A 15,722-nucleotide genomic window follows, 5' to 3' on the forward strand; every position below is an offset into this window, starting at 1 on the left:
ACCCACGCATGGCCAATACAGAATTCCAGCGCCTCCCCGCGGAGGAGCTTTATCAGACCGAGCTTGACGCGCTGATTGCCGCCGAGCAGGACCCTGTTCCCACCGGCTGGCGCATGTCGCCGCGCTCGGTGCTCACCTATATCACCGGCGGCGCCGCCAAGGGCGTGACGATCACGCCGAAATACATGGGCAACCGCCGCCTGGTGGAAATCGCGATCGCAACGCTCGTCACCGACCGCGCCCTGCTGCTGATCGGGGAACCCGGCACCGCCAAATCGTGGCTGTCGGAGCATCTGTGCGCGGCGATCAACGGCGATTCGACCAAGGTTATCCAGGGTACCGCCGGTACGACCGAGGAACAGATCCGCTATTCCTGGAACTATGCAATGCTGATCGCACAGGGGCCCTCGCGCGAGGCGATGATCAAAAGCCCGATTTACCGCGCGATGGAAACGGGCACCATCGCCCGTATGGAGGAAATCTCACGCTGCGCCTCCGAGGTGCAGGACGCGCTGATCTCCATTCTGTCAGAAAAGCGCGTCTCCGTGCCGGAGCTTGCGTTTGAGCTGCCCGCCAAAAAGGGCTTCTCTGTCATTGCCACCGCCAACACGCGCGACAAGGGCGTCAACGAGATGTCGGCCGCGCTCAAGCGCCGCTTTAATATTGTCGTGCTGCCCGCGCCGGCCGATATTGAAACAGAAATCGAAATTGTGCGCACGCGCGTGGAGCAGCTTTCCGGTTCGCTTGGCCTGCGCGCACAGGCGCCGGGCGCAGAGCTTGTCGAAAATGTCGTCACGATCTTCCGCGAGCTGCGCGGCGGCGTGACGCTCGACAAATCGCAAAAGCTCAAAACGACCAGCGGCGTGCTCTCCACCGCCGAAGCGATTTCGCTTCTGGCAAACGGCATGGCGCTCGCGGCCAGCTTCGGCGACGGCGTCATCCGCGACAGCGACCTTGCCGCCGCGCTTCAGGGCGCTGTCGTCAAGGATGAGGAGAAGGACGCCGTCGCCTGGAAAGAATATCTTGAAAACGTCATGAAAAAGCGCGGCGCCAAGCTGCGCGCGCTCTATCAGGCCTGCAAGGAGCTGAACGCATAATGCCCATCCTGTTCGGCGTGCGCCACCTGTCGCCGGGCGGCGCGCACCATCTGCTGCGCCTGCTCGATGCGCGCCGGCCCGACCTGGTACTGATCGAAGGGCCGAGCGACCTTTCCGGGCTGATCCCGCAGCTCTGCCTCAACGGCGTGAAGCCGCCCGTCGCCATCATGGCCTACAGCGAAACGGTCCCCGTGCGCAGCATCCTTTACCCGTTCGCCGTCTATTCCCCGGAATATCAGGCCATCCTGTGGGCGCACCGCAACCAGAAAGCCTGCCGTTTCATCGATCTGCCGTCCGGGACGTTTTTGGCGATGGCTGACGCGCGCGCACGGCGCATGGAGGAAACCGACAGCGGGGATGACTGTGCGGGCAGCCGTGAAGAACTCCCGGCCGGGCGGTCGACCGGCGCTGTTTACGACGCGCTCGCGCGTCTGGCCGGCGAGCCGGACCAGGAGGCGTACTGGGAGCGGCGGTTTGAGCATAACCTCTCGGACGGCGCGTATCTGCTGGGCGCGGCGGCTTACGGCCGTCAGCTTCGGGAGACGGCGGCGCATACCCGCTATGAAACGGCCGAAAACGATGTGCGCGAGGCGTATATGAAGCGCCGCATCAACGAGGCGCTTGCGGAGGGTTTTGACGATGAGCGGATCGTTGTCGTCACCGGCGCGTACCATATCGCGGGGCTTGAGCGCTGCGCGCCGCTCTCCGACAGCGAGACGGCCGCGCTGCCGTCGCTGCCCGCGCAGAGCACATTGATGCCGTACTCTTACTACCGGCTGTCGTCTCTGTCGGGCTACGGCGCGGGCAACCGCGCCCCCGCCTATTACGAGCTGCTTTGGGACGCGATCCGCCGGAGCGGCGACCCCGGCGCGGCCGGCTATGCTTATTTGACGCGGTTGGCCGCGTATATGCGCGCGCACGGCGCGATCACCTCCTCCGCCGAGGTGATCGAGGCCATCCGTCTGGCCGGCGCGCTCGCCGGAATGCGCGGCCCGGCCCTTCCCGTCCTACAGGACCTGCGCGACGCGGCCGTCGCCTGCATGGGGCACGGCCATTTTTCCGAAGTCGCTCAGGCCGCAGCCGACACGGAAATCGGGTCCCGCATCGGCAGCCTGCCCGACGGTGTGAGCCGCACATCGATCCAGGCTGATTTTTACCGCTGCCTGCGGGAACTAAAACTCGAAAAATACAAGGCTCTGACCGCGCAACTGCTCGAATTGGACCTGCGTGAAAACACACGCGTCAAGTCGGAACAGTCGGCCTTTCTCGATTTGAACCGGTCGTTTTTCCTGCACCGTCTGCGCGTGCTTGGCGTCCGGTTCGGCACGGCGGGCGTCTCCCGGCAGGACCGCGCCACCTGGGCGGAAAACTGGACGCTGCAATGGTCGCCCGAGGCCGAGATTGAGCTTGTCGAATCAGCCCTGCGCGGCGAGACGATCGAGCTGGCGGCCGCTTTCGCCTTCAAGGAGCGGTTGGAAGCCGCCCAGTCCATCAGCGAGACCGCCTCTATTTTGGAGGACGCGTTTTTGTGCGGTATGCCGCGGACCGTCGTGCTGGCCACCGGAGCCCTGCAAGGGCTGGCCGTCGATACAGCCGCCGTGCAGGAGATCGCGGCCACGGCCGAAAGCCTTTCGGCGGCTGTCCGATTCGGCAGCATCCGCCGGCTCGACCCTGCGCCGCTCCTGCCGATTTTAAGCCAGCTCTTTCTGCGCGCGTGCCTCATTCTCCCGGGAAGCTGCGCCTGCGACAACAGCGCGGCCGGCGCGCTTGCCGATGCGATCGGCGCGCTCAACACCGTCGCGCTCAATCATGCAGACTGCATCGACGAGGCGCGCTGGCTCTCTGTCCTGACCGACCTGTCCGACCGTGACGATCTGAACACAAAGCTCTCCGGCTTTGCGACGGCAATCCTTCTGGAGCGCGGGAAGATCACGAACGAGCTGCTTTCCGCTGAGGTACGCCGCCGTCTTTCGCCGGGCGTCCCCGCGGAGCTTGGCGCGGGCTGGTTCGAGGGGCTTTCCATGAAAAACCGCTATGCCCTGATCGCCCGTCTGAGCCTTTGGGAACAGCTTGGCGCATATATTGATACGCTTGATGAGACGGAATTTAAGCGCGCGCTCGTCTTTCTGCGGCGCGCCTTTGCCGATTTCTCCCCCAAAGAGCGAACCGATATCGCAGAAAACCTGGGCGAAGTGTGGGGCGTCGACGCACGCAGCGCCGGCGAGGCGCTCGGCGCTGCTCTGACACAACCGGAGCAGGCGGCTTTGGACGCGCTGGATGAATTCGATTTTGACGATTTGTGAGGTGTTTGCCATGAATACCGCAATCGATCCCGCGCAGCGTCTCGCGCGCTGGCGGCTGATTTTGGGTGCACAGGCGCAGGAGCGCCTGGAGCGCATGGGCGCGTGCGGGCTGACTGAGGAACAGCTTTTGATGGACCAGGCGCTCGGCGCCATCTATGGCGGCGGCGCTGGAGCCGACGCGCTCGGCGGACGCGGCGCGGGCAGCGGCCCGTCAAGCCCGCGCATCTCCAAGTGGCTCGGCGATGTGCGCGCCCTGTTCGACCGTGAAATCGTCACCGTGATCCAGAGCGACGCCATCGAGCGGCGCGGGCTGCGGCAGCTTTTGTTTGAACCGGAGCTATTGCAAAACCTGGAGCCGGACATTGGCTTGGCCTCCACGCTGATGACACTGCGCGACCAGATCCCGAAACGGTCAAAAGAGAGCGTGCGTGCATTCATCAAAAAAATCGTGGAAGAAATCAACCGTATGCTGGAAAACGATATCCGCCGCGCTGTAACAGCGGCGCTCAACCGGCGTGCACATTCGCCGCTGCCCTCGGCCGCCGCGCTCGATTATAAGATGACGATTGAACGAAACCTGAAAAATTATAATCCCGATTTAAAGACCATTCTTCCGGAACGTTTCTTTTTCTTTGACCGCTCCAACCGTACAAACAACTGGACGGTCATCCTTGACATCGACCAAAGCGGCTCCATGGGCGAATCGGTGATCTTTTCATCGATCATGGCGTGTATCCTCGCCAGCATGAACGCGATCAAAACGCGTATCGTGGCCTTTGATACGTCCGTCACCGACCTGACTGAAAAAAGCGACGATCCTGTTGATCTGCTCTATGGCATTCAGCTCGGCGGCGGCACCGATATCAACCGTTCGGTCGCCTATTGCCAGCAGTTCATTGAGCAGCCGGCCAAAACGCTTTTTTTCCTGATCAGCGATCTGGACGAAGGCGGCAACCAGGCTGGCCTGCTGCGCCGTCTGGAGGACATGAAAGCGTCCGGCGTCACAGTGATCAGCCTGCTGGCCGTGTCGGACAGCGGCAGCCCGTATTACAGCGCGCATATGGCGCAGCGTGTCAGCGCGCTTGGAATTCCCTGCTTTGCCTGTACGCCGCAGCTTTTGCCGCAGCTTTTGGAGGCGGCGCTCAAGGGGCACGACCTCACAGCGTTTGGGCATATCAAAAAGAAAGCGTAAAGCTTCACGCGAGCGGCCATTTTGCGATGCAGAAGCATTGCAAAATGGCCGCAGGGCAACCTATAAAAACCCCCGGCCCGCAGAGGCGAGCCGGGGGTTTTTATAGGTTGCCGGGGAGTCTGTTTCCCCCAGCCGTCATGCGCTTGCGCGCCTTGATAAAAAACACAGTGATCTGTTTTTCATTCGGCAGATAATACCGTTTCCTCTGCTGGTTCGTCCTTCGTCCGGGGCGCCGCAGCAGCAGGCCCAAAGTGGCCTGCCCGCCGCTAAGCGGCGGCAAAACCGGCAAAGCCGGTTTTGGCTGCGGCGCCCATACGCACCCGGCCGCCCCGCATCAGCCGCCGGATGGCGGCGGCAAATGGCGCGCCATTTGTTCTGCGCATATGATATCACACTTTCTATCTGTCCGCAATGAAAAACACCAGCGCCCCGGCGGCCGTAAATGTGGAAGGCCGCCAGGGCGCCGGCAAAAGAGAGTGTATTTTGGCGAAGGAATGCTTACCGCAGCGTGAGCGGCGCGTCGGTCACGATAACCGGACCGCCGACCGTTGTGGTAAAGTGCAGGTACCCGTTTGTATCGATAAAGTACAACGGGTTTTCAATCAGCGTATAGACGTTGGTTGAAGCGTCATAATTGTAGAAGCGCAGCGTATTCGTATTGGATGCCGACAGATCCGCCTTGACGGCGGCCTCAACCGGCATCCCGAACGAACCTTGGTGCGCCAGATCGATCACAACAATGTTATTTTGGAACCACTTGGTAAACAATGCCTCAACCGACGCGTTACCAACGGTGATGCCGGTCCTGATATCGGCTGCAAGTGTGTTCAGCGCCGGGTTCAGATACATGCGTCCAATGATCTGGCCGCCGCGCACGGTGTCAAAGCAGAGGATCGACTTGACTGTTACGCCGCTGCCCGCAGAAGCCTGCGCAGCCGCGTCATTGGCGGTCTTGAGCAGTTCAGGCGAAATGGACGGGACGTTTGAATAGACCGTGTAGGCTGTTCCGGACATACCGCCCTGGCCTTTGACGGATGTCACCACGTCGCCGACATTCTTCTTGACCTTGTTCGTCAGATCGGCCGCCTTGATGACGTTATTGCCGCCCTTGACCGGGGTCGTAGCTGCGCCGTTCTTATTGCTCAGGCGCGAACCGCCGCCGCTGCCGCCGCTGCCGGACGAACCGCCGCCGCCCGGACGGACCGGATCGGGATCAGGGCCGGGACCGGGATCAGGATCAACAGCTTTCTCCTCGATGTTAAAGAACGCAAAATCGCTGAATTTGTCTGTTGTAAACGACATTTTGCCATCCCGGACATCGACGGTCAGGACAATCACGCTGTCATCATGGAAGTGCAGGCCGCCAACTTTTCCATCCTTCAGGGATTCAGGAACCGGCAGTGTAATCCGGATTTTACCGCTTTCGATTTCCGTAATTTCTGTGCCGTCATCGCCAGTCAGTGTGATGTCATAGACGACAACGTCTGTATTCTCGGCCACTTCGACGCTGTCAGGAAGATTCTCCGCAGCGGCGGTCGCAACATCTTCTTTCGATGTTGTGCCAACGCTGATATTCAGCGTGGCGTCGCCGATTTCGTCCGCTACATCTTTACCTGCTTCCACCTGAACGTCGCCTTCTTTAAGGCCCGTATCAGGAGCCGGCTCTACGGGAATCTCCTTTGTTTCCATCCACTGTGCGTAGAGTGTCGTGTCCACTGTAAACGTTGCAGTGGACAGATCGATCGGGTCGCCAGTACCATTGGCATTTGCATACCAGCCGCGGAATTCATATCCCTCACGGATCGGGTCGGCATATGTGACCCTGCCATTTTTATCCGCTTTGACCTGAGCGGCGGCAGGCGCGCCCTCATAGTTCAGATCGAATGTGACGGTCACTTCTGCAACCGGCTCAACTGGAGCTTCCTTCCACTGTGCGTAGAGTGTTGCGTCCGCCGTGAACACCTTGCTTGCCAGATCAATTGCATCGCCAGTGCCGTCAGCACTTGTGTTCCAGCCCTCAAACGTGTACTCCTCACGAATCGGGTCAGCATATGTGACCTTTCCGTCGGCGTCCGTCTTGGCTGTCTGCGCGGCTGGCGCTCCATTATAGTTCAGATCGAACGTAATGGTGTACACGCCTTCCCCGCCCTCATACTGTGCGTAGAGGGTCAGGTTGCTTGTGAGCGCAGTGCCGAATGTATATTCCGACCCGTTGTTCTGTGTTTCGCTCCAATACAGGAACGTCTTTCCATCGGGCGGCGTCACATTGGGCGCGTCGCTCTTTGCCAGCTCATACCCTGAGTCGTACGTTGCAGCCACAGCCGGCCCAGAATCGACAACGCCGTTCGGACCCTCCAGAACCAGCGTTCCACCGTTGCCGTTATACGTCACCGTAATTTCATCGGCCGCAACAATCGTGATCGCCAGGCTGAACACCATGACCACCGCGAGCACCAGAGATAGTGCTCTTTTCATTGGCTACCTCTCCTTTCTGCTTTTCCGCTTTTGCGGTTTAAAAAAATTTTTATCTCATTTCCCGTGTGTCACATAAAATGAGATATCGAACCCATAATATCACATTAAAATATATAAATCAAGTATTTCATCACATTAAATGAAATAATTATATTACTTTATCGACTATAATGACTTTAAATTTTAATCATGAGAGGTTTTTTTGTGTGGGAAACTGAATTTTCGGATAGGCTTTGTAAGCTGCGCACACAGAAAAAAGTGTCCGCGCGCGACATGAGCCTTTCTTTGGGCCAAAGCCCCGGCTATATCAACCGCATCGAAAACCGAAAGGCCCTGCCGTCAATGTCCAGCTTTTTTGCTATCTGTGAATTTCTGGGCGTTACACCCGCCGAATTTTTTAACGACACGCTCGACGCGCCGGTCCTCCTGCGCGAGGCCATCGCCGAGCTGCGAAAACTTCCCGGCGACGAACTTGCCCATGTCACAGCTCTGCTGCGCGATCTTAACCGGAACCGGCAGACCTGAGAACCTGTGTTCACAGCCGTCAAGCGCCGTCCAGGCGGGCCTTTTGCCCCCGTTTGGCGTTAAATTTTCTTGCCGGGCGACAGCCCGCCTGCAAAATTTGTCTTGATCGGATACAAAACGCCTTATCTGCCCGGCAGCTTCCGGCTGTGAATACAGGTTCTGAGCCGAAGGCGCCGGAAAACAACAGGGGCGTTTCCCGCTCAAAGCGGGAAACGCCCCTGTTGTTTTCTATTATCTATAATTTGTCGGTTTTCAACGCGCGCGACGCATTGAGGATCGCGATGAACGAAACGCCCACGTCCGCGAACACGGCCTCCCACATGTTTGCCATACCGGCCGCGCCAAGTAGCAGCACAAGCGCCTTGACACCAAGTGCAAACACAATGTTCTGACGCACAATGCGCAGCGTTTTTTTCGCAATGCTCATGGCAACGGCAATTTTCGAGGGCTTGTCGTCCATCAGCACAATATCGGCGGCCTCAATCGCCGCGTCCGACCCAAGCGCGCCCATTGCAATGCCGATATCGGCCCGTGAAAGCACCGGCGCGTCGTTGATACCGTCGCCCACAAACGCCAGCTTTCCGCGCAGCGATTTTTCCTTCAAAAGCGCCTCGACACGGTCCACCTTGTCGCCCGGTAAGAGCTGTGCGTGCACCTCGTCGATGCCAAGCTGTCCGGCAACGCTTTCACCCACGGCTTTAGCGTCACCTGTGAGCATAACAGTCTTGCGCACGCCCCGCCGCTTGAGCTGCGCGATTGCTTCAGCCGCGTCCGGTTTCAGTTCATCCGAGATCACTATATGGCCTGCATACTCACCGTCAAGCGATACATGTACAGTCGTACCGACACGGTGGCATGGGCGCCACTGCACGCCGTCCTCCTCCATCAGTTTATCATTGCCTGCGCAAACGATATGCCCATCGATTTTGGCGCGCACACCGCGGCCGGACAGTTCTTCAACATCGGATACCTGCGCTGTTTCAAGCTCCTTGCCGTACGCTTCGCGCAAAGAGCGCGAAATCGGATGATCGGAATAGCTCTCCGCCAGGGCCGCAAGCTCCAGCAGGCGCGCTTCGCTCACCTTGTCGGGATGGACGGCTGTTACATTGAAAACACCTTTGGTCAGCGTACCGGTTTTATCGAATACGACGATTTCCGCATCGGCCAGCACCTCAAGGTAGTTGCTTCCCTTGACAAGCACGCCGCGCTTTGAAGCGCCGCCGATTCCGCCAAAAAAGCTCAGCGGCACTGAGATCACAAGCGCGCATGGGCACGAGATGACCAGGAATATCAGCGCACGGTGAATCCATTCGCTCCACACATATCCGAGCGCCAGCGGCGGCACGATGGCCAGCAGCGCAGCCGCGATCACGACAGCCGGCGTATAATAACGCGCAAACCGCGTAATGAAATTTTCAGCACGGGCTTTCTTGCTGCTCGAATTTTCAACAAGATCCAAAATTTTTGCGACAGTTGATTCACCGAACGCCTTTGTCACACGCACGCGCAACAGGCCGCTTTTATTGATACATCCACTGATGACGCCGTCGCCGGGCTGCACGTCGCGCGGGAGCGATTCGCCTGTCAGCGCCGCGGTATCGACAGCGGACGCGCCTTCCAGCACAACGCCGTCAAGCGGGATTTTTTCGCCTGCCTTTACGACGATCACATCACCAACGGCCACATTGTCGGGATCAACACGCTGGAGCTTGCCGTCGCGTTCAATATTGGCATAATCCGGGCGGATATCCATCAGCGACGCAATCGACTGGCGCGAGCGCCCGACAGCATAGCTTTGGAACCATTCGCCCACCTGATAGAACAATATAACGGCGACGCCCTCCGGGTATTCGCCGGTCGCAAATGCACCGACCGTTGCGAGCGCCATCAAAAAGTTCTCGTCGAATACCTGTCCGCGCGTGATGTTTCGGACGGCGCGCCAGAGTACGTCCCAGCCGACAACCGCATATGGAACGATAAACGCCGCGAGCCGCAGCGCGCCCTCCAGCGGCAGCAGCAGCGCAAGCACAAACAATACTGTGCCGGCTCCTATCCTCATAAGCATTTTTTTCTGTTTTTTGCTCATGGCTTATAATCCCCCTATATGAATCGCCTGTTTAAAGGCAGTATTCCCACATCCTCCGACTGCAATGTGCGCATGCCCGCCTGAACGCGCCTGCCCTGAAAGATCGGAAAAGACAGCGCCTGCCCCGATGTTTGCGGCGCAGCCTGTAAAAATACCGGGATCTGCCCCACTGTTCGCGGCGCAGCCTGTAAAAATGCCGGGATCTGCCCCACTGTTCGCGGCGCAGCCGACTAAAGTTTTTCGCCGAAGCCTTTTTTCAAAAAGGCTGGAGCGCAGCCGACTAAAGTTTTTTGGCATACCTTTTTTTCAAAAAAGGTATGAAGTTTTTTGCCAAGCTTTTTTTCAAAAAAGCGGGGGGCCTTTTTTCAAAAAGGCTGGAGGATTGTGCAGTCGGGTTCGATCTTGCGGCAGGTCTTGACGACCTGCTTCATAATGTCGTCAAAGCGCGCGTCGTCCGCGTCAACGGTCATCTTCTGCGTCATAAAGCTGACGGACGCGTCATTGACGCCATCGATCCGCTTGATCGCCTCCTCCATTTTCGCGGCGCAGTTGGCGCAGTCGAGATCAGCCAATTTGAATTGCTTTTTCATGTTCCAGTCTCCCTTTATCGTTTTATTTTTTACAAATTTATTCCGCAACGTGCTCCATCCCCTGGCCGAGAATCGTGCGCACATGCCCGTCGGCCAGTGAATAAAATACTGTTTTGCCCTCGCGCCGGTACTTGACAAGCTTGCTCTGCTTGAGCGCGCGCAGTTGGTGTGAAATCGCCGACTGCGTCATATTGAGAAGCTGCGCGATATCGCAGACGCACATCTCCGACTCAAACAGAACATACAAAATCTTGATGCGCGTGCTGTCGCCAAAAATTTTGAACAGCTCGGCCAGATCATAGAGGATCTCATCGGCCGGCATCTCTCTGTTGACTCTGTCTACAATGTCCTCGTGCGCGTGGATAAATTCACAGCGTTCGATTTCCGTGTCCATGCAAACATCCTTTCATATGAATTATTGTTCATATATTATTATATACAGATCTGCTCAAATGTCAATCCCTATTTGCAATTTTTGAAGAAAAGCCGCGCCCGCTATGGCGGGCATGAAAAAACAGCGGACGCCTAGCGTCCGCCGTTTTTTCTTTGTTTGCCTGAAAACGCGGCAATCCCGTCCTCGCCTTTTTGCCGGACGCGGGCCGCTATCAAAACTCAAATTTTTCTGTTTTACCTTTGTTGTTTCGCTTTTCACGCTCGGCAGCGATGCGCGTCAGACTGTCGATATCGGTGCGTTCACGGTCGGCCTCCTCGTCAATGTAGTGGCTGACCATGCGGGAGAGCCCGACATCCTCCTCGATTTCACGTATCTGCGTTGTGAACTCATAGTCGCCCGGCACAAGCTCCAGCCCGCGCCGCGCCGCGGCCATCGCCTCCTCGCGATCCTTGCAGTGGTAGCTGATACGTGAAAGCTGAAGCCATCCCCACGGATACTCCGGGTCGCTCTGCGTACCCTGGCGCGCATATTGAAGCGCCTGCTCATACCGGCCGAGATATGTCAGCGCCACAGAATAGCGGTAGCACCACACGCCGCTGTCTGCACCCTGCTTTTCCACATTGCGCAGGATTTGTTCAGCGCGCCGGTATCCTTCATACGTATCAAGATTGATGTAAACATACGCGATCCAGAGCACTGCTTCGAGGTCGTTTTCAAGCGCGCGCTGTGTGTACCGCCGCTCCCGCACGCCTTCATAGAGGTATTCCACAATCTGATACAGATAACATTCCTCGTCGAGCTTTTCGATATGCGCGCGCATTTCATCCGTCAGGATTCCCACTGGCCGCGCCCCCTTTCACATTTTAAGGCGTTCATTCCTACAGGCCATCATCCGACGGCTCGTCAGATTCATAGTCATCATCGTCCGGTTTCCATTCCTCATCGATTTCAAATGCACCGTCGTCGTTGCGGAAATATGCGGTTCCATACGGCGCATTCAGATATGGCAGGATGTCCGGATCATAATTACAGATGGTATTGAGCGTAAAAATACCCGATTTTTCCGGATCGTCCATATACTCGTCGTCCTCATCACCAGCGGTAAAACGCCAGCCGCTGTCCGGAACATCGCCGTTTGGCTCCTCACGATACATAAAACCAACCGGACAGCCGTCCACCGTGATCCGGTCGGTCGCGATGCAGCCGTCCGGACCATCCCAATTTGTGAGCAGTTCCTTCATCTCGTCGGAGCTCTTTGCCCATTTTTTGCGGCTCATAAAGGCGCAGCAATCGGGGCGCGTCACATCCATCACCGGAGAATAGGCATCGCCAAACCGTTCGATGAGCAGATCGGCGCCATTGGCCACCTTAAACTCCATCTCATTTTCATAAACCGGCACCATCTGATAAAAACAGATCCGGCTGCCGTCGTCCATCTCGCAGGCGACCTCGTTGCCGTCGGCGTCCGGCCCGGGCGTGGCAAGCAGAATCCCGCTGAAGGGCGTCCCTTCAGCGAACGGCCCGCCATTGGGCACAGTATGGCCCCAGCCGAGCCATGAATTTTCATTACCGGGCAGACGCGCCATCACCTTGAGCCAACGCATGGGCCAGTACCATTTTTCATCCTTCTCCTGCACCTTCCAGTCAGGCGGCAGACAAATCACCATCTCCGCGCGCTCCAGCCGCTCGCGGCGCAGCTCGTCCGGAACATTCATCCGATGCGCGCCCATGCCCATCGTGACGAGCGTGTAATAATTGCGTTCCTCATTCGGCGCGATGATCGCAATATCGACATGGATATCCGGCGAGATCAGCTCGTGGAACACGCTTTCATAGCGCCCAAAGCGGCGGGCAATAAACGATTCAAGCCGGTCAAGCTCCTCCCGGCTGTACAGCTCGGGCGCAAAACGCACGGCTTCACGGCGGCCCGGCGCGGAGTCGTCCGTCTGGCTGTTCTCCTTGAGATATTTCGTCTGGCGTCCGCGTCCCTTGTTCTGCTTGTCGGACAGGCGCATGGCCCGGCGCAGCATGTCGGCGCAGTCCTCATCGCCGGGATGCAGCGCCAGCGACTGACGGAAACACCGCGCAGCGTCGCGGGCGCGGTCGAGATAATAGTACGAATAACCGAGACGGTAATGCCACAGGTAATCGTTTTTTCCTTCCTCCTGGACGGAAAGCAGCTGTACAGCCGCTTTCTGATACCGGCCCAGATTGTTGTATGCGCGCGCGAGCTGTGAGATCGCCTCATAATCGCGCTCTTTTTCATCTATCGCCAAAACGGCCTCGACAATCTTTTGATATTCATCGGCCTCATGCCAGAGGTCAAACTGCTTTTTCATCTCCTGATCCATAAATCCGGTCCCCTCGCTTTGGTTTGCAGCCCCCTCGGCGTCTGCAAACTGCTCCTCTGATATATAAAAATACATCTTCCATTATAATCGATTCCCAGGCCAAAGTTCTTCCCTATCAATGAATTTTTTATGAACAAACTTTAACGATTACATGACCTTTGCCTGTCACCTATTGAGCCGCCTTGTCCTTCCCGGCAAAAGCGCCCGCGGCCGGCCTGTGCGCCGGCAACTGCGCATGTACGCAAAAGGGAAGGGCCCCGTTCAGCCCTTCCCTTTTTTGATCTGCTGCGCGGCGCCCGCATGTGCCGGCCGGCTGGACATCTGCCGGGCAAACGAAGTATGCGGCCTGTCCGCAGGCGTCACACGCATCCCCAAATGTCGCGCGCGTATTCCGCTACTGTGCGGTCGCTTGAAAACGATCCGGCGTGCGCCACATTGAGCAGGCACTTTCCTGCAAACGCGGCACGGTCCGCATAATCGCGGTTGGCGCGCAGGCGCGCGTCGCAGTACGGTATAAAATCGTGCAGCAGGAAATAGTGGTCGGGCGCATGCCAGCTTGCGCCTTCAAGCAGGGCGGCATAAAGCTCGCGGAACATGCCTGTATGGCCGTCGTCGAGCGTGCCGTCGATCAGCGTGTTGACGGCACGCTGGATGCGCATATCCGACTTATAAAGGGCGCGCGGGTTGTAGCGCCCGGCCAGTGCGGCGATCTCCTCGACCGTCGCGCCGAAGATATAGTTGTTTTCTATGCCGGCGCGCTCGACAATTTCGATATTCGCCCCGTCAAGCGTACCGAGCGTCACCGCGCCGTTGAGCATAAATTTCATATTGCCCGTGCCGCTGGCCTCGGTGCCGGCGGTCGAAATCTGTTCGGAAACGTCAGCGGCCGGGATCAGCTTTTCAGCATATGAGACATTGTAATTCTGGACGAACAAAACCTGCATACGCCCACGCATGTCAGGATCGCTGTTTACCAGCCGCGCGACCTCATTGATAAACTTGATGACCGCTTTGGCGCGGTAATAACCTGGGGCCGCCTTCGCACCGAACAGAAAGGCTGTCGGCGTAAAGTCCCGGATACGGCCATCCTGAAGCCCGAAATAAATGTCCAGGATGGAAAACGCATTGAGAAGCTGGCGCTTATATTCGTGCAGGCGTTTAATCTGCACGTCAAACAGGAAATCGGGGCTTAACCTGACGCCCTCGCGCGCCTCGATAAACGTGCAGAGCTGCTCCTTTTTTTGGCGCTTGACACGCAAAAACGCGTCGAGCGCAGCGGGGTCGCCAGCATATGGCGCAAGCTTTTCAAGCGCGTCCAGATTGGTTATCCAGCCGCCGCCGATACGCTCCGTAATCAGCGACGACAATTCCGGATTGCAAAGCGCCAGCCAGCGGCGCGGCGTAATACCGTTCGTCTTATTGTTGAAGCGGTCGGGATAGAGCGCGTACCATTCCGGCAGCGCCGTACTTTTAAGAATCTCCGTGTGTATTTTCGCCACGCCGTTGACAGAATGCGAGGCAAAAATCGCCATACGCGCCATGTGGATCATCCCGCCGTCGATGATGCGGTATGTGTCGCGTCCCGCGCCGGCGATACCGCGCGCCTTGAGCGCGCGGCCGAGCGCATCGTCAAGCATGACGGCATACGGATACACCTGCGGGATGACGGAGCAGAACAGGCCAGTGTCCCATTTTTCAAGCGCCTCGGCCATAATGGTGTGGTTTGTATAGGCGAATGTGCGCTGCACAATCACAAACGCCTCGTCAAACGGGAGCAGGTATTCACTCATCAGGATGCGCAGCAGCTCCGGAATCGATACGACGGGGTGCGTATCGTTGAGCTGGATGGCATATTCATCGGCAAAGTGTGAAAAATCATCGCCATGGCGCGCCGTATAATCGCGCAGCAGGCTTTGCAGCGACGCGCTCGAAAAGAAATACTGCTGCTTGAGACGCAAACGCTTTCCCGCCGGCGTGTCGTCATTCGGATAGAGCACCGCTGAGATCGCTTCGGCTTCGTCACGCAGGCGCACAGCCTCACTGTACTTCTGTTCATTAAAGAGCGCGAAATCAAATCCCTCGCCGTCGGGCGCTTCCGACTGCCACAAACGCAGCGTGTTGACCATTTTGCCGCCGTAGCCGATCACCGGCATATCATAGGGGACGGCGCGCACCGTTTGACCGGCAAAGGTCACGAGGACGCTTTCGCTGTCGCGCCGCACGCTCCATGGATCGCCAAAACGCAGCCAGTTGTCGGGCGTCTCCATCTGGAAACCGTTTTCAAAGTGCTGCCGGAATAATCCGTAGCGGTAACGGATACCGTAGCCGTCGAGCGGGACACCCGTCGAAGCGGCCGAATCGAGAAAACACGCGGCCAACCGGCCAAGCCCGCCGTTGCCGAGCGCGTCGTCCTCGATCTGTTCAAAAACAGCGGGATCGACGCCGTGCTCCAGCAGATAGCGGCTGCATTCCTCAAGCAGGCCCAGGTTGAATAGATTGGCGTGTACAAGCCGCCCGACAAGAAATTCCGCAGAAAAGTAACAGGCGCGCTTTTTGCCCGGTTCCTGCTTCCACAGCGGCCGCAGCCGCTCCATCGCGGCCCGCGAAACGGCGCTGTAAAGCGCTTTCGGCGAAGCGGCGCGCGCGTCCGCACCCGTTTCAAGGCGCAGGATTTCATCGATCTGTTCAGTGAAGGGTTTCATTTCGTTC

11 protein-coding genes are annotated in these 15,722 nt (G+C 57.9%); 4 read left to right on the forward strand and 7 right to left on the reverse strand.

Annotation, left to right across the window (positions count from 1 at the left end; all coding sequences use genetic code 11):
* The first annotated feature begins 8 nt into the window (after positions 1-8).
* The 3 genes from FMM72_RS10170 to FMM72_RS10180 are packed head-to-tail and all read left to right on the forward strand — an operon-like array spanning position 9 to position 4,592.
* Positions 9-1,097, forward strand: a complete 1,089-nt coding sequence (locus FMM72_RS10170; protein WP_160209888.1) for an AAA family ATPase — start codon at positions 9-11, stop codon at positions 1,095-1,097.
* Complete coding sequence (locus FMM72_RS10175) at positions 1,097-3,400, forward strand: DUF5682 family protein (protein WP_162221365.1); 2,304 nt, start codon at positions 1,097-1,099, stop codon at positions 3,398-3,400. Before FMM72_RS10170 ends, FMM72_RS10175 begins: the two co-directional genes overlap by 1 nt.
* Complete coding sequence (locus tag FMM72_RS10180) at positions 3,375-4,592, forward strand: VWA domain-containing protein (protein WP_207710340.1); 1,218 nt, start codon at positions 3,375-3,377, stop codon at positions 4,590-4,592. Before FMM72_RS10175 ends, FMM72_RS10180 begins: the two co-directional genes overlap by 26 nt.
* Positions 4,593-5,090: 498 nt before the next feature.
* On the opposite strand, the gene FMM72_RS10185 is transcribed toward FMM72_RS10180, so the two are convergent.
* Positions 5,091-7,067, reverse strand: a complete 1,977-nt coding sequence (locus FMM72_RS10185; protein ID WP_162221366.1) for an InlB B-repeat-containing protein — start codon at positions 7,065-7,067, stop codon at positions 5,091-5,093.
* 204 nt (positions 7,068-7,271) lie between these two features.
* On the opposite strand from FMM72_RS10185, the gene FMM72_RS10190 reads away from it, so the two are divergent.
* Positions 7,272-7,592 (forward strand): helix-turn-helix domain-containing protein, encoded by a 321-nt coding sequence (locus FMM72_RS10190; protein ID WP_257432227.1) that lies wholly within the window; start codon positions 7,272-7,274, stop codon positions 7,590-7,592.
* Positions 7,593-7,827: 235 nt separating this feature from the next.
* On the opposite strand, the gene FMM72_RS10195 is transcribed toward FMM72_RS10190, so the two are convergent.
* The 6 genes from FMM72_RS10195 to FMM72_RS10220 form a co-directional block, all read right to left on the reverse strand.
* Positions 7,828-9,678, reverse strand: coding sequence for a heavy metal translocating P-type ATPase (locus FMM72_RS10195; RefSeq protein ID WP_162221367.1), 1,851 nt, complete (start codon positions 9,676-9,678; stop codon positions 7,828-7,830).
* A 365-nt stretch (positions 9,679-10,043) separates the two neighbouring features.
* Entirely contained in the window at positions 10,044-10,268 is a 225-nt protein-coding gene (locus FMM72_RS10200; protein WP_160209893.1) for a cation transporter, read from the reverse strand.
* Between the two features lie 37 nt (positions 10,269-10,305).
* A complete protein-coding gene (locus tag FMM72_RS10205; RefSeq protein WP_160209894.1) occupies positions 10,306-10,662 on the reverse strand; it encodes an ArsR/SmtB family transcription factor in 357 nt (118 codons plus the stop codon).
* 211 nt (positions 10,663-10,873) lie between these two features.
* Positions 10,874-11,503, reverse strand: a complete 630-nt coding sequence (locus FMM72_RS10210; protein WP_162221368.1) for a tetratricopeptide repeat protein — start codon at positions 11,501-11,503, stop codon at positions 10,874-10,876.
* 37 nt (positions 11,504-11,540) lie between these two features.
* Positions 11,541-13,013, reverse strand: coding sequence for an immunity protein Imm33 domain-containing protein (locus tag FMM72_RS10215; RefSeq protein ID WP_162221369.1), 1,473 nt, complete (start codon positions 13,011-13,013; stop codon positions 11,541-11,543).
* Positions 13,014-13,372: 359 nt separating this feature from the next.
* A complete protein-coding gene (locus tag FMM72_RS10220; RefSeq protein ID WP_162221370.1) occupies positions 13,373-15,715 on the reverse strand; it encodes a glycogen/starch/alpha-glucan phosphorylase in 2,343 nt (780 codons plus the stop codon).
* Positions 15,716-15,722: the final 7 nt, after the last annotated feature.

It is taken from the genome of Anaerotruncus colihominis, assembly GCF_010206195.1.
Taxonomy (GTDB): Bacteria; Bacillota; Clostridia; order Oscillospirales; family Ruminococcaceae; genus Anaerotruncus; species Anaerotruncus colihominis_A.